The organism is Streptomyces sp. NBC_01260, assembly GCF_036226405.1.
GTDB lineage: Bacteria > Actinomycetota > Actinomycetes > Streptomycetales > Streptomycetaceae > Streptomyces > Streptomyces laculatispora.
The window spans coordinates 3,203,798-3,219,391 of the sequence record NZ_CP108464.1 but is presented as its reverse complement, the minus strand read 5'-3'; the positions used below and the strand labels follow the sequence as shown (position 1 = coordinate 3,219,391).

Below are 15,594 nucleotides of genomic sequence, written 5' to 3'. Positions count from 1 at the left end.
CGGAAGACCCCCGAAATGACAACTGGAGCCATTGAATGGCACGCGTTTCAGGTGTTGACATCCCGCGCGAAAAGCGCGTGGAGGTTGCCCTCACCTACGTCTTCGGTATCGGGCGCACCCGGTCCAAGGAGATCCTCGCCACCACCGGCGTGAACCCGAACACCCGCGTTCGTGACCTGGCCGAAGAGGACCTGGTCAAGATCCGCGAGTACGTGGACGCCAACCTCCGCACCGAGGGTGACCTCCGCCGCGAGATCCAGGGCGACATTCGCCGCAAGATCGAGATCGGCTGCTACCAGGGCATTCGTCACCGCCGTGGTCTGCCGGTGCACGGCCAGCGCACCAGCACGAACGCGCGTACCCGCAAGGGCCCGCGTCGCGCGATCGCCGGTAAGAAGAAGCCGGGCAAGAAGTAGTCCTCAGCGGACGCACTGCGAACGTCCGGGTTCCCGGGCATCCGCAGCATCCAGCGGTCTTCGCTGTAGGACCGATCACCTCCCCTCTCCATCTGGAGTAAAGACATGCCCCCCAAGGGTCGTCAGGGCGCAGCCAAGAAGGTGCGTCGCAAGGAAAAGAAGAACGTCGCTCACGGCCACGCGCACATCAAGAGCACGTTCAACAACACCATCGTCTCGATCACGGACCCCTCGGGCAACGTGATCTCCTGGGCCTCCGCCGGCCACGTCGGCTTCAAGGGCTCGCGCAAGTCCACCCCCTTCGCCGCGCAGATGGCCGCCGAGTCGGCCGCCCGCCGCGCGCAGGAGCACGGCATGCGCAAGGTCGACGTCTTCGTGAAGGGTCCGGGCTCCGGCCGCGAGACCGCGATCCGCTCCCTCCAGGCCACGGGCCTCGAGGTCGGTTCGATCCAGGACGTCACCCCGACGCCGCACAACGGCTGCCGTCCGCCGAAGCGTCGCCGCGTCTGATTCGCAACGGCCGGTGACGGCCGTGCGTCAGTAGCGTGGGTACGGGCGGTATGCCCCCTACGGGGGTGTGCCGCCCGTATCCTTGTTTCATCTGTAGGGCGTCAAATAGTGGGCGCCCACGACTGAAGGATTCACACCATGCTTATCGCTCAGCGTCCGTCGCTGACCGAAGAGGTCGTTGACGAGTTCCGTTCGCGGTTCGTCATCGAGCCGCTGGAGCCGGGCTTCGGCTACACGCTCGGCAACTCTCTTCGCCGTACGCTCCTCTCCTCGATCCCCGGCGCTGCTGTCACCAGCATCCGGATCGACGGCGTCCTGCACGAGTTCACCACCGTGCCGGGTGTCAAGGAGGACGTCACCGACCTCATCCTCAACATCAAGCAGCTGGTCGTCTCCTCGGAGCACGACGAGCCGGTCGTGATGTACCTGCGCAAGCAGGGTCCCGGCCTGGTCACCGCTGCCGACATCGCCCCGCCGGCCGGTGTCGAGGTCCACAACCCGGACCTCGTCATGGCCACGCTGAACGGCAAGGGCAAGCTGGAGATGGAGCTGACCGTCGAGCGCGGTCGCGGCTACGTCTCCGCCGTCCAGAACAAGCAGGTGGGCCAGGAGATCGGCCGGATTCCGGTCGACTCCATCTACTCGCCGGTGCTCAAGGTCACGTACAAGGTCGAGGCGACCCGTGTCGAGCAGCGCACCGACTTCGACAAGCTGATCGTCGACGTCGAGACCAAGCAGGCCATGCGTCCCCGTGACGCCATGGCGTCGGCCGGTAAGACCCTGGTCGAGCTGTTCGGTCTGGCGCGCGAGCTCAACATCGACGCCGAGGGCATCGACATGGGCCCGTCGCCGACGGACGCGGCGCTCGCTGCCGATCTGGCGCTGCCGATCGAGGAGCTTGAGCTCACGGTCCGCTCGTACAACTGCCTCAAGCGCGAGGGCATCCACTCCGTGGGTGAGCTCGTGGCGCGTTCCGAGGCCGACCTGCTCGACATCCGCAACTTCGGTGCGAAGTCGATCGACGAGGTCAAGGCGAAGCTGGCCGGTATGGGCCTGGCGCTCAAGGACTCGCCTCCCGGCTTCGACCCCACCGCCGCGGCGGACGCGTTCGGCGCGGACGACGACGCGGACGCGGGTTTCGTGGAGACCGAGCAGTACTGATTCGCCTCCGGCTGGGGTGCGCGTCCTTGTGACGGGCGCCCCGACCGGGTGAGGGTTTTGTCCTCAATCGCCGGACGGGCTTGAATTTCGGGCTCGGGCGCGGGAGAGGTGTCCTCAATCGCCGGACGGCTTGGTATTCGAGCCCGTCCGGTACCTGGACTTCCGTGTGGCGACCGCCGCGCGGGAACTGACACCGGTACCTGATACGGCCGGTGCAGCACACAAGGAGAAATACCATGCCTCAGCCCGCCAAGGGCGCCCGTCTGGGCGGCAGCGCTGCGCACGAGAAGCACCTTCTCAACAACCTCGCGAAGGCGCTGTTCGAGCACGGCCGCATCACCACGACCGAGGCCAAGGCCCGCCGCCTGCGTCCGGTCGCCGAGCGTTTCATCACCAAGGCGAAGAAGGGCGACATCCACAACCGTCGCCTGGTGCTGCAGTCGATCACGGACAAGGGCATCGTGCACACGCTCTTCACCGAGATCGCCCCGCGGTACGAGAACCGCCCCGGTGGTTACACCCGTATCACCAAGATCGGCAACCGTCGTGGCGACAACGCCCCGATGGCCGTCATCGAGCTGGTCGAGGCCCTGACCGTGGCGCAGGCTGCCACCGGTGAGGCCGAGGCCGCCACAAAGCGTGCGGTCAAGGAAGACGCCCTCAAGAAGGACGAGACCCCGGTCGAGTCCGTCGAGGACGCCAAGCCGGCCGAGGCCGACGCGGAGTCCAAGGACGCCTGAGCGTTCTGAGACCACTGGACGGGCCCGCATCACCCTTCGGGGCGGTGCGGGCCCGTTCTGCTGTGTACGGATCTTGAGAGGATCGCTGGTGAGTGACGTAGTGGAGCCCGGTTTCGTACGGGTGCGGCTGGACCTGGCCTACGACGGCAAGGACTTCTCGGGCTGGGCGAAGCAGACCAGCCGGCGGACCGTCCAGGGGGAGATCGAGGACGCCCTGCGCACCGTGACCCGGTCCTCGCGGACGTACGACCTGACCGTGGCCGGGCGCACCGATGCCGGGGTGCACGCCCGCGGCCAGGTCGCGCACGTGGACCTGCCGGCCGAGGTGTGGGCCGAGCACGCGGACAAGCTGCTGCGGCGGATGGCCGGACGGATGGCGCCCGATGTACGGGTGTGGCGGATCGCGGAGGCGCCCGCCGGGTTCAACGCCCGCTTCTCGGCACTGTGGCGCCGGTACGCCTACCGGGTGGCGGACCGGCCTGGCGGGGTTGATCCGCTGCTGCGGGGTCATGTCCTCTGGCACGACCGGCCGTTGGACGTCGACGCGATGAACGAGGCGGCGGCGCGGATGACCGGGGAGCACGACTTCGCCGCGTACTGCAAGAAGCGCGAGGGTGCGACGACCATCCGCACGCTGCAGCAGCTGAGTTGGGTACGGGACGAGGCGACCGGGGTCATGACGGCGACCGTGCAGGCCGACGCGTTCTGCCACAACATGGTGCGGGCGCTGATCGGCGCGGCCCTGTTCGTCGGGGACGGGCGGCGCCCGGCGGCGTGGCCCGCCGAGGTGCTGGCGGCCCGGGTGCGGGATCCCGGGGTGCACGTGGTGCGGCCGCACGGGCTGACGCTGGAGGAAGTCGCCTACCCGGCCGACGAGTTGCTGGCGGCGCGGGCCGTCGAGGCCCGTAACGTGCGGACCCTGCCGGGGGCCGGCTGCTGCTGACCGGAGGGGCCCGTACGGCGGGTCAGGCCGTCGGGCGTCTGCGCCGCCGCACCGCGCCCCTGAGCCTGACCGCCACGTGCAGCACCGCGATGCTCAGCAGCGAGGAGCGCACCCAGCCGATCTGCGGACTCCACCAGGCGAGGGTGGCGGCCGCGGCGAGGACCAGCAGCATCAGCGCCCGGACCAGCAGCCAGCGGGGTGTGCGCGGGGGGCGGGGCTCCGGCGGATGGCCGCTGCCGCCCGTGGACATCGTGTCGCGCATCCCCGCCAGGAGTCCGCGCCGGGCCAGCACCCTGGCTCCCGGGAGCTCACCGAGCACCTGCGTCTCCCCGCCGAAGCCCGGTGGTACGGGGGGCAGGCCCAGGGCCTTCACCAGGTCCTCCTGGTGTCCGGCCGGGTCGCCGGTGGCGCGCAGTATGTGGGCCAGCGGGCGCGGGTCGGCCCGCCGGTAGAGGTGCGCCAGGCTCTGCGCGGTGGCCCGGACCTCGGCGTGGTCGGGGGCGGGGGACTCGGTGAGCCAGGTGTGCGCGGCGAGCAGCTTGCCCTGGTGGAGGGCGGTGATGCTGCTGCGTCCCGGAGCGCGGTGCAGGACCAGGGCAGGCCAGCTCTCACCGGTCGTGAAGGTCTCGGCCGCCGAGGTCAGGGGCTCCTCCGGGAGGAGCGCGGCGCGTCGGCTGCGGACGGCTTCCGGGACCACCTCGACGTAGCTGGAGCCCTCACCGGCCGGGGCCGTGCGCAGGGAGTAGCCGCAGAGCAGTGCGGCCTGGGCGACCTCCGCCGGGGGAGCGGGCACGATCGCGACCGCACGCGGGGCCAGCTCCGCCCAGTCCGGGGTGCCGGTGGGCGGCTCGGGCGGGCGGCCGAAGAACGGGATCTGCGAGGCGAGGTCGAGCCGGACGTCCGAGCGGGCGTCGAGGAACTCGGTGAGGGGGTCGCCGAGCCGGGCCCACGGGAACTCGGTGGCGTGTACCCCGATGGCCCGGAACGCGTCGAGGGCCTCGGCCGGCCGGTCCGCCATGATCAGCAGCAGGGCCAGCTCGTTGCGGAAGCCGGCCGCCTCGGGGTCGCCCGCCGCGTAGCTGCCGGAGAGGCCCAGGGCCCGGGCGAGGGCCGCCTCGGTCTCGGGGCCGTACGGGTCGGGGCCGTCGGGCTCGTCCTGCTCGGACAGCCGGTACTCCAGCGCCGCCCGGAGCGGCAGCGCGTGCAGCTTCGAGCCGGGCGGGGCCGAGTCCGCCACCCGCTCCGCGTACCGGAACATCTCCTCGTGCGAGCCGTACCACGTGGCGCACAGGTACTCCAGGGCCTGCTCGTGGCAGCCGAAGTGGTGCGGGTCGCGGGCCCGCGCCTCGGCGAGATACGCGTCGAAGACCTCGCGCGGGGCCTGGATGGAGCGGGCGTGCGTGAGGGCGATGCGCCACGGGACCGGGTCGGCGGGGTTCAGCTCGGCCGCGGCGCCGATCACCGGTACGGCGTCCTCCAGGAGCGCGAAGAAGGCCTGGAACCGGTCGCGTTCCACGTCCTCGGCGCCGGCGTCCGTCCGTATCTCCCAGGCCTGGTGGAGCTGGAAGTCGGCGACGACGAGGATCGCGTCCGGGTCCCCGGGCGACTCCTGTGTCCAGTTCTCCAGCCAGCCGTCGTGGTGCAGCGCGGTCCGGGCCAGCCGGCTCACGCACGCGTCCCTGCGCTCCCACTGGGCGTGCGTCCGGGTCGAGGCGAGGAGCTCCCGGGCCGGTGCGTGGTCGCCGGCCACCGCCGCGGCGACGGCGGCGCGCAGCGGGGCGTCCGGGGCGTCGAGGGCCACGGCCTCGTCGGGCGCGAGGTCGGTGCCGATCGCGTCGCGGTGGCGTACGACGCGCAGGAACGCGAGCAGGAAGGCAAGGCGCACAGCGGCGGATCCCCCGCATCCGGAAGAGTTGACTGAACGGAGTGGCTGACGGAGGGACGGGCGGGGACGCGACCGGGGGCGGCCGCGTCCGGGGTCAGGTGGCGGGGGCCGTGGCGGCCGCCGAGGCCTGGACCTCGCCGCGGTGGCGGATCTGCCGGAACGTGAAGTCCGTCAGGTCGTCGCCGACGGCGAACACGTTCCGGTCGGCCTTGGTGACGCTCTTGCCACTGGTGAAGCCGCCGACCGTGAAGTAGGCGTACCGGCCGTAGGAGTTGGCCGTACGGCGGCAGACGGCGCCGCCCCGGCAGAAGGTCGGCACGCCCGAGCCGCTCAGCGACGCGATGCCGCCGGAGGCCTGCTGGGCGGCCTTCTTGGCCTGGGCCTCGGTCTCGAAGACCGCCAGTCCGATGGTCACGGCCACGCCGCTGCGGCTGTACGTGGCCCGGATGACCTGGTCGCAGCCGTTGTTCGCGAGGATCGAGCCGAGTGCGCCCTGGGTGGTCGCGGCACACTTCGCGGTGCGGTTCGTGGCGCCCTTGGCGTAGACCCGGTCGCCCATCTTCAGCTGCTTGCCGGGGAAGAAGGCGTCGGCGTCCACGGGCGCCCGGTCCTTCTTCGCATCGGATATGTAGTCCTTCGGGTCCGGCGGGGGCGGCGGCTGAACCGAGGAGAAGGACGGCTCGGGCTGGGCCGTCTCGCTCGGCAGGTCGGTCGCCGACGGCAGCTGGCTCGCGTTCTTCCCCGCGGACGCGGCGGAGTCGTCCTTGTTGGTCGAGATGACGGCGGTGGCCACGATCGCGGCGACCGCGGCGGTGGCCACCGCGCCCCCGCCGATCATCAGCCACCTCTTGCGCCTGGCCCGCGCCGCGGACTGCTCGGCCATCGCCGCCCAGTCCGGAGTCCCGTTGTCGCCCGGCCCCCAGGAGGGCCCCCCTTGCCCAAAGCTCATGCCGCGAATCCTAGGCCCTGCGTAATCCGGTTGGGCCAGAGCTTCGCGGCCCGTGACAATGCTGTGCATGGGACATCTTGAAGCAGGTCATCTGGAGTACTACCTACCGGACGGGCGGGTGCTGCTCGGCGATGCTTCGTTCCGTGTGGCGGACGGGGCGGTGGTCGCCCTCGTCGGGGCGAACGGCGCCGGGAAGACCACGCTGCTGCGGCTGCTCGCCGGGGAGCTCCAGCCGCACGGCGGCTCGGTCTCGGTGAGCGGCGGGCTCGGGGTGATGCAGCAGTTCGTCGGCTCGGTGCGCGACGAGCGCACGGTGCGTGACCTGCTGGTGTCCGTCGCCCAGCCCCGTATCCGCGAGGCCGCGCAGGCCGTCGACCTGGCCGAGGAGAAGATCCTCACCGTCGACGACGAGGCCGCGCAGATGGCGTACGCGCAGGCGCTGAGCGACTGGGCGGAGGCGCGCGGGTACGAGGCCGAGACCGTCTGGGACATGTGCACGACGGCGGCGCTCGGCGTCCCGTACGAGAAGGCGCAGTGGCGCGAGGTGCGCACGCTCTCCGGTGGCGAGCAGAAGCGGCTGGTGCTGGAGGCGCTGCTGCGCGGCCCCGACGAGGTGCTGCTGCTGGACGAGCCGGACAACTATCTGGACGTCCCCGGCAAGCGGTGGCTGGAGGAGAAGCTGAGGGAGACCCGTAAGACGGTCCTCTTCGTCTCGCACGACCGGGAGCTGCTGTCCCGGGCCGCCGAGAAGATCGTCAGCGTGGAGCCCAGCGCGGCCGGCAGCGACGTATGGGTGCACGGTGGCGGATTCGCCACGTACCACCAGGCCCGCAAGGAGCGTTTCGCCCGCTTCGAGGAGCTGCTGCGGCGCTGGGAGGAGGAGCACGCCCGGCTGAAGGCGCTCGTCCTGCGGATGCGGCAGCAGGCGGCGAACAGCCCCGACATGGCGAACCGCTACCACGCGATGCAGACCCGTTTCAAGAAGTTCGAGGACGCGGGCCCGCCGCCGGAGCCGCCGCGCGAGCAGGACATCAGGATGCGGCTGCGCGGCGGCCGGACCGGGATGCGGGCGGTGACCTGCAAGAACCTGGAGCTGACCGGGCTGATGAAGCCGTTCGACCTGGAGATCTTCTACGGGGAGCGGGTCGCCGTCCTCGGTTCGAACGGGTCGGGCAAGTCGCACTTCCTGCGGCTGCTGGCCGGCGAGCCGGTGGCGCACACGGGGGAGTGGAAGCTCGGGGCGAGGGTGGTGGCCGGCCACTTCGCGCAGACCCACGCCCACCCGGAGCTGCTCGGCAAGACGCTCGTCGAGATCCTGTGGACGGAGCAGGCCAAGGACCGGGGCGGTGCGATGTCCGTGCTGCGGCGGTACGAGCTGGAGCGGCAGGGGGACCAGCCCTTCGAGAAGCTGTCCGGCGGGCAGCAGGCCCGGTTCCAGATCCTGCTCCTGGAGCTGGCGGGCACGACGGCGCTGCTGCTGGACGAGCCGACCGACAACCTGGACCTGGAGTCGGCCGAGGCGCTCCAGGACGGTCTTGAGGTGTACGACGGCACGGTGATGGCCGTCACGCACGACCGGTGGTTCGCGAAGTCCTTCGACCGGTATCTGGTCTTCGGCTCCGACGGGGTCGTACGGGAGACGACGGAGCCGGTCTGGGACGAGCGGCGGGTGGAGCGGGCGCGGTAGGGCCGACGCGTTTTGACCCGTCCGGGGCGGGGCGGGTAGTGTCGAGGACTGTTATACGTATTGGCTTCGTCGTTCTCACGCGAAGGGCCCTTACGTAGGTTCTCTGGAGCAGTTACCAGTGGCTCGCATACGGGCAGCGTTCCCGGCATTGTGAGCCCCAGCTGCATATCGCTTCAGAGGTGCCGTGTGTCTGGACCCCATCCACTGAAGAAGCGAAGGCTACGAAGTGCGTACGTACAGCCCCAAGCCCGGCGATGTCACTCGCCAGTGGCACATCATTGACGCCGAGGACATCGTCCTGGGCCGTCTGGCCACCACGGCTGCGAACCTCCTCCGAGGCAAGCACAAGGCGATTTACGCCCCCCACATGGACATGGGCGACTTCGTCATCATCATCAACGCCGAGAAGGTTCACCTCTCCGGCAACAAGAAGACCCAGAAGATGGCGTACCGCCACTCCGGGTTCCCGGGCGGTCTGCGCTCCGTGCGCTACGACGAGCTGCTCTCGAAGAACCCCGAGAAGGCTGTCGAGAAGGCCATCAAGGGCATGATCCCCAAGAACACTCTGGGTCGCCAGATGATCTCGAAGCTCAAGGTCTACGCGGGCGACCAGCACCCGCACGCTGCGCAGCAGCCGGTCCCGTTCGAGATCACCCAGGTCGCGCAGTAGTTCCGGCCTCCCCCTAAGACGTACAGAAAGATCTGAGGAGAATCGTGGCCGAGACCACTGCAGAGACGCCCGTCGAGGGCACCGAGGTCACCGAGGGCGAAGAGACCTTCGCCGAGGTGACCACCTTCGAGTCCGAGGTGCCCGTCGAGGGCGAGTACACCTCGGAGTCGCTCGTGGGCCGCTTCGGCGACCCGCAGCCGGCGGCCGGCCTTGGCCGTCGCAAGAACGCCATCGCCCGCGTCCGGATCGTTCCGGGCACCGGCAAGTGGAAGATCAACGGTCGCACCCTTGAGGACTACTTCCCCAACAAGGTGCACCAGCAGGAAGTCAACGAGCCCTTCAAGGTGCTCGAGCTCGACAACCGCTACGACGTCATCGCCCGCATCTCGGGTGGCGGCGTCTCGGGTCAGGCCGGCGCCCTGCGCCTCGGCGTCGCCCGCTCGCTCAACGAGGCGGACGAGGACAACAACCGCGCCACGCTGAAGAAGGCCGGCTTCCTCTCCCGCGACGACCGTGCGGTCGAGCGCAAGAAGGCCGGTCTCAAGAAGGCCCGTAAGGCCCCGCAGTACAGCAAGCGCTAAACCGCCTGCTCATCCGCGTTACACGTTCGCCCCGGCGGCACACCTCGTGCTGCCGGGGCGTTCGTATATTGACAGTCTCGGGCATATAACGGCATAAGACGTTCATATGTTCGTTGAATGCCTGGTCTGATTTTTTTGCGTTTCGGAGCACCTTCGGAGGACACCAGTGGGACGACTCTTCGGCACGGACGGCGTGCGCGGTGTCGCCAATGCGGACCTGACGGCGGAGCTCGCGCTCGGCCTGTCGGTCGCTGCGGCGCACGTACTGGGCGAGGTGGGCACTTTTGAGGGCCATCGGCCGACGGCCGTGGTCGGCCGCGACCCCCGCGCCTCCGGAGAGTTCCTGGAGGCCGCCGTGGTGGCGGGCCTCGCCAGCGCGGGCGTCGACGTCCTGCGCGTCGGTGTGCTGCCCACCCCCGCCGTGGCGTACCTCACCGGTGCGCTGGGCGCCGACATCGGTGTGATGCTCTCCGCCAGCCACAACGCCATGCCGGACAACGGGATCAAGTTCTTCGCCCGCGGCGGCCACAAGCTCGCCGACGAGCTGGAGGACCGCATCGAGACGGTCTACGAGCAGCACCGCACCGGCGAACCGTGGGCCCGTCCCACCGGCGCCGGAGTGGGCCGGATCAGCGACTACGCCGAGGGCTTCGACCGCTACGTCGCTCACCTCATCGGCGTACTGCCCAACCGGCTCGACGGACTGAAGGTCGTGCTCGACGAGGCGCACGGCGCCGCCGCCCGCGTCTCGCCCGAGGCGTTCGCCCGCGCCGGGGCCGAGATCGTCACGATCGGCGCCGATCCGGACGGCCTGAACATCAACGACGGCTGCGGCTCCACGCACCTGGAGCTGCTGCGCGCCGCCGTCGTCGAGCACGGCGCCGACCTCGGCATCGCGCACGACGGCGACGCCGACCGCTGCCTGGCCGTGGACGGCGCGGGCGAGGAGATCGACGGCGACCAGATCCTGGCCGTGCTCGCCCTCGCCATGCGGGACGCCGGACAGCTCCGCAAGGGCACCGTGGTCGGTACCGTGATGTCGAACCTCGGCTTCAAGATCGCCATGGAGCGGGAGGGCATCGAGCTCGTCCAGACCGCTGTCGGCGACCGTTACGTACTGGAGTCGATGAAGGCCGAGGGCTACGCCCTGGGCGGCGAGCAGTCCGGCCACGTCATCGTCCTGGACCACGCCACGACCGGCGACGGCACGCTGACCGGCCTGATGCTGGCGGCACGGGTCGCCTCCACCGGCCGTACGCTCGCCGAACTGGCCGGTGTGATGGAGCGGCTGCCGCAGGTGCTCATCAACGTGCCGGACGTCGACAAGTCCCGGGTGGCCACCTCCCCGGAGCTGGCCACGGCCGTTGCCGACGCCGAGCGCGAGCTGGGTGTCACCGGACGGGTGCTGCTGCGCCAGTCGGGCACGGAGCCGCTGGTACGGGTCATGGTCGAGGCGGCCGACATCGACCAGGCGCGCGCGGTGGCCGGACGGCTGGCCGACGTGGTGAAGTCCGCGCTGGGATGAGCGGTGAGCCGGGCGGTCGCGCGTGCATCGCGCGGCCGCCCGGCTGCCTGCGCCCGCCCGCGCGTCCGCCCGCTCCCAGCACGCCTGCCTACGCCTGCGTGCTGCGAGCGGGCGGCCTCGTGTGTGCTGCCCGCTGGTGGTGCCGCGTCGTCCGCCACAGGGCCTTCTGCGCCAGCAGCGTCAGCGTCCCCGCGAGCACGATGCCGCCGAGGTTCGCCAGCAGCTGCTGCACGGAGCCGGTCATCTGGCTGTAGTCGCGGTAGCTGAAGGCCACCGCCGCGTTGGCCGCCGCCGGCACGGTCGTCACCGAGATCGCGACCCCGATCAGAGCCCCGGACTTCGCCGAGGTCAGGGAGAGCGTCCCGGCGATGCCCGCCAGGAACGCCACCACGAACGACATCCAGTCCGGCTGCCAGACGAACGCCGTATTGGGGCGGTCCGCCTCGATCATCCCCACGTTGAACAGCCCGAAGACGTCCATCAGCCAGGCGAAGCCGGCCGTCAGCGCCATGGCCGCGGCGAAGCCGCCGATCAGCGCCCACAGCGAGCGCCACACCAGGCGCGGGGCGCGCTGCACCAGGGCCGTGGAGATCCCGGCCAGCGGACCGAACTCAGGACCCACCGCCATCGCGCCCACGATCAGGATCGCGTTGTCGAGCATCACACCGCAGGCGGCGAGCATCGTCGCGACGGCCAGGAACGCCACATAGGTGACGCTGAACGTCGAGTCGTCGTGCGTGGCCTCCACCAGCTCTTCCCACAGCACCGCGTCCGCGCCCTCACCCGGTGCGGCCTCCTCGGCCCGGTCGGCGCGCGTGGAGAGCGTCAGGTCCATGTTCTCGACGGTGATCGACCCGTACGTGTCGACCCCGAGCCGTCGCAGCGCCGCGATCAGCTCGTCGCCCGCCTCGCGCGCCACGTCGCACAGCACCATGTCACCGACCGGATCGCGCGCGACCCCCGGCAGCACCACGAGATGGGTGGTGCCGACGGTTCGCTCCAACAGGCTCGTCACCTCGTCCGTGTGCTCGGCGGGGACGAGCAGACGCAGATGCAGCACAACGGGCTCCTCGGGTGGGTCCTGCGGCTCAGAGCTTGCGCAGGGACAGTCGCTGGACCTTGTGGTCGGGGCCCTTGCGGAGCACCAGGGTGGCACGTCCCCGGGTCGGCGCGACATTCTCCACCAGATTGGGCTTGTTGATGGTCCGCCACATCGTCGCCGCGTACTCCATCGCCTCCGCCTCGGAGACCTGGGTGTACTTGCGGAAGTACGAGGACGGGTCCTGGAACGCCGTCGCGCGCAGCTTGCGGAAGCGGTTGAGGTACCAGGTCTCGATGTCCTCGGGCCGCGCGTCCACGTACACACTGAAGTCGAAGTAGTCGGCGAGCCCGACCCTGGTCCGGCCGTCCTTGCCGGGCAGCGCGGGCTGGAGCACGTTCAGCCCCTCGACGATGAGGATGTCCGGGCGCCGTACGGTGAGCCGCTCGCCGGGCACGATGTCGTAGATCAGGTGCGAGTAGACGGGGGCCGTCACCTCGTCCTTGCCCGCCTTGATGTCGGCGACGAAACGGGTGAGGGCGCGCCGGTCGTAGGACTCGGGGAAACCCTTGCGCGACATCAGCCCGCGCGCGTGGAGCTCCTTCATCGGCAGCAGGAACCCGTCCGTGGTCACCAGCTCCACCCGCGGGTGCTCCGGCCAGCGGGCCAGCAGCGCCTGGAGGATACGGGCGCTGGTCGACTTGCCGACCGCGACGCTGCCCGCGACCCCTATGACGAACGGGGTGCCGCGCTGCGCGCCGTGCCCGTTGCCCGCGTCCCCGAGGAAGGTGTTCAGCGCGCCGCGCAGCCCGGAGGTGGCCTGCACGTACAGGTTGAGGAGCCGGGAGAGCGGCAGATAGACGTCGCGCACCTCGTCCAGGTCGATGACGTCCCCGAGCCCGCGCAGCCGTTCCACCTCCTCGGCGGTCAGCGGCAGCGGCGTCTTGTCGCGCAGGGCGCTCCACTCCGCTCGGGAGAGGTCGACGTACGGCGTCGCGGCGTGCTCGGCGCGTCGGTTCGTGCTCCGTGTCGGCGAAGTGATCACAGGTTCATTGTTGCGGGAGTTCGAACGGAGTGGGGGGTGGAGTCGGTCACGTGGGCACGGGCGGGACCGTTGCGGGTTCGGGGGATTTCCATGATCGCCCTGCCCGGAGCGCCCGGCCGGGCCGCTGGTAGCCTGCCGCTCCGCCGATCGGCCGGTGACGGTCCGGGCAGGCGGATCCACAGCCCTTACCCAGCAGAATCAACGAGGTACGCGTGAAGACAGGCAGCAGAACCGGCGCCGTGACCGCACTCGCGGGGGCCCTCGTCCTCTCGGCGTTCACGGCTCCGACGGCGCAGGCAGCCGGCACCGGGATCACGGTGACGGAGATCGTCGTGAACGGCGGCAAGCCCGTAGTCGTGGGCACGACGGATGTGAAGGAGCCACGGATCACCTTCCGGATCCACCTCCCCGCCGGCCTCAGCACGGCCAAGCCCGCCGCGTGGGACGTGTATCCCTACCTCTACCACGGCGGCACCGCCGCGAAGGAATGGGAGAGGAACGGCTTCCAGGGGATCTACACCTGCTACGAGACAACCGCCCGGATCTCGGACTGCGAAGGCACGTTGTACATCGATCCCCGCTACCGCCTGAAATCGACCAAGGACGCCACGACCTGGAAGATCGGCGTCGCGACACAGCTCTGGACGGCCGACGACCACCTCAAGACCGAGCAGTTCACGACCGCTCCGGGTGGTGTGCAGATCAGGCGGTGGGCGAAGGCGACGGTCAACGCCTCCCCGGAGCCGGTGAAGAAGGGCAAGACGCTCACCGTGACGGGCAGCCTCAAGCGCGCCGACTGGGCGAAGCACACGTACACGGGCGTTGCCGCGGCGACGGTCAAGCTGCAGTTCCGCAAGAAGGGCAGCTCCGCCTACACCACGGTCAAGACGGTGACGTCGAGCTCCACGGGCGCGCTGAAGACCACCGTCAAGGCATCCGTCGACGGCTACTGGCGCTGGAGCTTCGGCGGCTGGTCCACCACGGGCGCCGCCACCTCCCCCGTCGACTACGTCGATGTGAACTGAGCGGACCCGCCGGGCGGTACGGGGCCGTGCGACTGCCCCGTACCGCCACCGCGAGAGCCCGCGACGGCGACCGGCTGCGGTCCCCGGACCGCGCCTGGGGGTGAGCGGGGGCGGGCGTGGTGTGATGGCGGTGTGAGCCGCGCCGCAGAAGAGTCGAACCGCCGGATGCTCCGGGCCCGGGACGCGATGGACCGCACCTACGCGCAGCCGCTGGACGTACCCGCCCTGGCGCGCATCGCGCACGTCTCCCCGGCGCACTTCTCGCGCACCTTCCGTGCCACGTTCGGCGAGACGCCCCACCGCTACCTGCAACGCCGCCGGGTGGAGCGCGCGATGTTCCTGCTGCGGGAGACCGACCACAGCGTGACGGACATCTGCTTCGAGGTCGGCTTCGGCAGCACGGGCACCTTCAGCCGTACCTTCAGCGACATCGTCGGCCGCTCACCGAGGACGTACCGCAAGGAAGCCGCGCCCACGGGCGTCCCCACGTGCTTCACGATGGCATGGACGAGGCCGAGCGACTGAGCAGTTCTGGATAAGTTTTCCCGCGGCCGGCCCCTTAGCGTTGAGCACATGTTCAACGCAATCACGCACTCGCAGATGTACGTCCTCGACCAGGACCAGGCCCTCGACTTCTACGTCGGCAAGCTCGGCCTGGAGGTCGCCGCCGATGTCGACATGGGCTTCATGCGCTGGCTCGCCGTCAGCGTCCCCGGCCACCCGGAACGCCAGATCCTGCTGGAGAGGCCGGGGGCTCCCGCGATGTCGGAGGAGACGGCGGAGCAGGTACGCGAACTGGTGACCAAGGGCGCGATGGGCGGCTGGCTCATCCTCACCACGGACGACTGCCGCAAGACGTACGAGACGCTGCTCGCCAAGGGCGTCGAGTTCACCGAGGAGCCCACCGACCGTGAGTACGGAATCGACTGCGGCCTCCGCGACCCGTTCGGCAACCGCCTCCGCTTCACCCAGCTGAAGACCGCGTAGCGCCCTGGGCGGGCGGCCAGGGCCCGCCCAGGGGTGCCCGCCCGCCAGGCCATGGGGTGCAGGGGTGACAGCGCACACCCTCAAAATGAAAAGGGATACCCCGCATTATTCGACTGAAAGATTCCCGCGACCCTGCCGGTATCTTCATCGCTTGATGCGGATGAAGGGGTAATTTCACTCGTAGACCCGAGCGGCCATAACCATATGAGCAATCAGCTGCCAGTCCGGCTGCTCTGGTACAGGAATACCTTGATTCTCGCACCATCCCGGCATATCGTCCAGCCAGGCAGCCCATGAAGCCAGGAAGCTCTCAAGGGAGCTGTTCTCCCAGCCTTCTGGATTCCTTGACAAGTCGTCGGCGGCTGAACGCAGGAAACTGACAAGATCATCGCGACGCTGAATGTTTCCTGCCCCGTCGGAAATTTCCATGA

At 69.9% G+C, this 15,594-nt stretch carries 17 protein-coding genes; 12 read left to right on the top strand and 5 right to left on the bottom strand.

The annotated features are described in order from the left end of the window. Positions 1-35: 35 nt before the first annotated feature. From rpsM to truA, 5 genes are all read left to right on the top strand, one after another. Positions 36-416, top strand: coding sequence for a 30S ribosomal protein S13 (gene rpsM / locus OG322_RS13870; protein WP_014047799.1), 381 nt, complete (start codon positions 36-38; stop codon positions 414-416). A 105-nt stretch (positions 417-521) separates the two neighbouring features. After that, complete coding sequence (gene rpsK, locus OG322_RS13865) at positions 522-926, top strand: 30S ribosomal protein S11 (RefSeq protein WP_003956432.1); 405 nt, start codon at positions 522-524, stop codon at positions 924-926. 138 nt (positions 927-1,064) lie between these two features. Continuing rightward, positions 1,065-2,087 (top strand): DNA-directed RNA polymerase subunit alpha, encoded by a 1,023-nt coding sequence (locus OG322_RS13860; protein ID WP_024491600.1) that lies wholly within the window; start codon positions 1,065-1,067, stop codon positions 2,085-2,087. Positions 2,088-2,323: 236 nt separating this feature from the next. Continuing rightward, positions 2,324-2,827, top strand: a complete 504-nt coding sequence (rplQ, locus tag OG322_RS13855; protein ID WP_123461073.1) for a 50S ribosomal protein L17 — start codon at positions 2,324-2,326, stop codon at positions 2,825-2,827. An 88-nt stretch (positions 2,828-2,915) separates the two neighbouring features. Continuing rightward, on the top strand, positions 2,916-3,770 hold the full coding sequence (gene truA / locus OG322_RS13850) for a tRNA pseudouridine(38-40) synthase TruA (protein ID WP_123461074.1): 855 nt from the start codon (positions 2,916-2,918) through the stop codon (positions 3,768-3,770). A 22-nt stretch (positions 3,771-3,792) separates the two neighbouring features. Here the strand turns inward: truA and OG322_RS13845 are convergent, their stop codons facing one another. Next, entirely contained in the window at positions 3,793-5,655 is a 1,863-nt protein-coding gene (locus OG322_RS13845; protein ID WP_329306475.1) for a DUF4034 domain-containing protein, read from the bottom strand. A 94-nt stretch (positions 5,656-5,749) separates the two neighbouring features. Then, on the bottom strand, positions 5,750-6,604 hold the full coding sequence (locus OG322_RS13840) for a hypothetical protein (protein ID WP_123461076.1): 855 nt from the start codon (positions 6,602-6,604) through the stop codon (positions 5,750-5,752). A gap of 67 nt (positions 6,605-6,671) precedes the next feature. On the opposite strand from OG322_RS13840, the gene OG322_RS13835 reads away from it, so the two are divergent. The 4 genes from OG322_RS13835 to glmM all read left to right on the top strand — a co-directional run bounded on the left by OG322_RS13835 (position 6,672) and on the right by glmM (position 11,067). Beyond that, the gene (locus tag OG322_RS13835; RefSeq protein WP_124284793.1) at positions 6,672-8,291 is read left to right on the top strand and encodes an ABC-F family ATP-binding cassette domain-containing protein; all 1,620 of its coding nucleotides are present in this window, start codon (positions 6,672-6,674) and stop codon (positions 8,289-8,291) included. A gap of 226 nt (positions 8,292-8,517) precedes the next feature. Continuing rightward, complete coding sequence (rplM, locus tag OG322_RS13830) at positions 8,518-8,961, top strand: 50S ribosomal protein L13 (protein ID WP_031096418.1); 444 nt, start codon at positions 8,518-8,520, stop codon at positions 8,959-8,961. 44 nt (positions 8,962-9,005) lie between these two features. Continuing rightward, the gene (gene rpsI, locus OG322_RS13825; protein WP_123461078.1) at positions 9,006-9,542 is read left to right on the top strand and encodes a 30S ribosomal protein S9; all 537 of its coding nucleotides are present in this window, start codon (positions 9,006-9,008) and stop codon (positions 9,540-9,542) included. 166 nt (positions 9,543-9,708) lie between these two features. Continuing rightward, positions 9,709-11,067, top strand: coding sequence for a phosphoglucosamine mutase (glmM, locus tag OG322_RS13820; RefSeq protein ID WP_123461079.1), 1,359 nt, complete (start codon positions 9,709-9,711; stop codon positions 11,065-11,067). An 88-nt stretch (positions 11,068-11,155) separates the two neighbouring features. Here glmM and OG322_RS13815 read toward each other — a convergent pair whose 3' ends face one another. Beyond that, positions 11,156-12,127 (bottom strand): DUF389 domain-containing protein, encoded by a 972-nt coding sequence (locus OG322_RS13815; RefSeq protein WP_123461080.1) that lies wholly within the window; start codon positions 12,125-12,127, stop codon positions 11,156-11,158. Positions 12,128-12,155: 28 nt separating this feature from the next. Next, a complete protein-coding gene (gene coaA, locus OG322_RS13810) occupies positions 12,156-13,151 on the bottom strand; it encodes a type I pantothenate kinase (RefSeq protein WP_123461081.1) in 996 nt (331 codons plus the stop codon). Positions 13,152-13,363: 212 nt separating this feature from the next. Here coaA and OG322_RS13805 point away from each other — a divergent pair, with 212 nt between their 5' ends. From OG322_RS13805 to OG322_RS13795, 3 genes are all read left to right on the top strand, one after another. Next, positions 13,364-14,176 carry a hypothetical protein gene (locus OG322_RS13805; RefSeq protein ID WP_260146773.1) on the top strand — a complete coding sequence of 271 codons (813 nt, stop codon included), beginning with the start codon at positions 13,364-13,366 and terminating at the stop codon, positions 14,174-14,176. A gap of 132 nt (positions 14,177-14,308) precedes the next feature. Next, a complete protein-coding gene (locus OG322_RS13800) occupies positions 14,309-14,701 on the top strand; it encodes a helix-turn-helix domain-containing protein (protein ID WP_185095364.1) in 393 nt (130 codons plus the stop codon). Positions 14,702-14,749: 48 nt separating this feature from the next. Further along, positions 14,750-15,163 carry a VOC family protein gene (locus tag OG322_RS13795; RefSeq protein WP_123461083.1) on the top strand — a complete coding sequence of 138 codons (414 nt, stop codon included), beginning with the start codon at positions 14,750-14,752 and terminating at the stop codon, positions 15,161-15,163. Positions 15,164-15,337: 174 nt separating this feature from the next. Here OG322_RS13795 and OG322_RS13790 read toward each other — a convergent pair whose 3' ends face one another. Next, positions 15,338-15,592: a DUF7660 family protein gene (locus OG322_RS13790; protein WP_266411194.1), complete on the bottom strand. Its 255-nt coding sequence runs from the start codon at positions 15,590-15,592 to the stop codon at positions 15,338-15,340. Between the last annotated feature and the right edge of the window lie 2 nt (positions 15,593-15,594).

What these genes read in the sequence shown, in the direction of transcription:
- rplQ (WP_123461073.1), top strand. Translation starts at nt 2,324, where the DNA reads ATGCCTCAGCCCGCCAAGGGCGCCCGTCTGGGCGGCAGCGCTGCGCAC.
- OG322_RS13840 (WP_123461076.1), bottom strand. Translation starts at nt 6,604, where the DNA reads ATGAGCTTTGGGCAAGGGGGGCCCTCCTGGGGGCCGGGCGACAACGGG.
- OG322_RS13835 (WP_124284793.1), top strand. Translation starts at nt 6,672, where the DNA reads ATGGGACATCTTGAAGCAGGTCATCTGGAGTACTACCTACCGGACGGG.
- rpsM (WP_014047799.1), top strand. Translation starts at nt 36, where the DNA reads ATGGCACGCGTTTCAGGTGTTGACATCCCGCGCGAAAAGCGCGTGGAG.
- OG322_RS13795 (WP_123461083.1), top strand. Translation starts at nt 14,750, where the DNA reads ATGTTCAACGCAATCACGCACTCGCAGATGTACGTCCTCGACCAGGAC.
- OG322_RS13790 (WP_266411194.1), bottom strand. Translation starts at nt 15,592, where the DNA reads ATGGAAATTTCCGACGGGGCAGGAAACATTCAGCGTCGCGATGATCTT.
- OG322_RS13860 (WP_024491600.1), top strand. Translation starts at nt 1,065, where the DNA reads ATGCTTATCGCTCAGCGTCCGTCGCTGACCGAAGAGGTCGTTGACGAG.
- rpsK (WP_003956432.1), top strand. Translation starts at nt 522, where the DNA reads ATGCCCCCCAAGGGTCGTCAGGGCGCAGCCAAGAAGGTGCGTCGCAAG.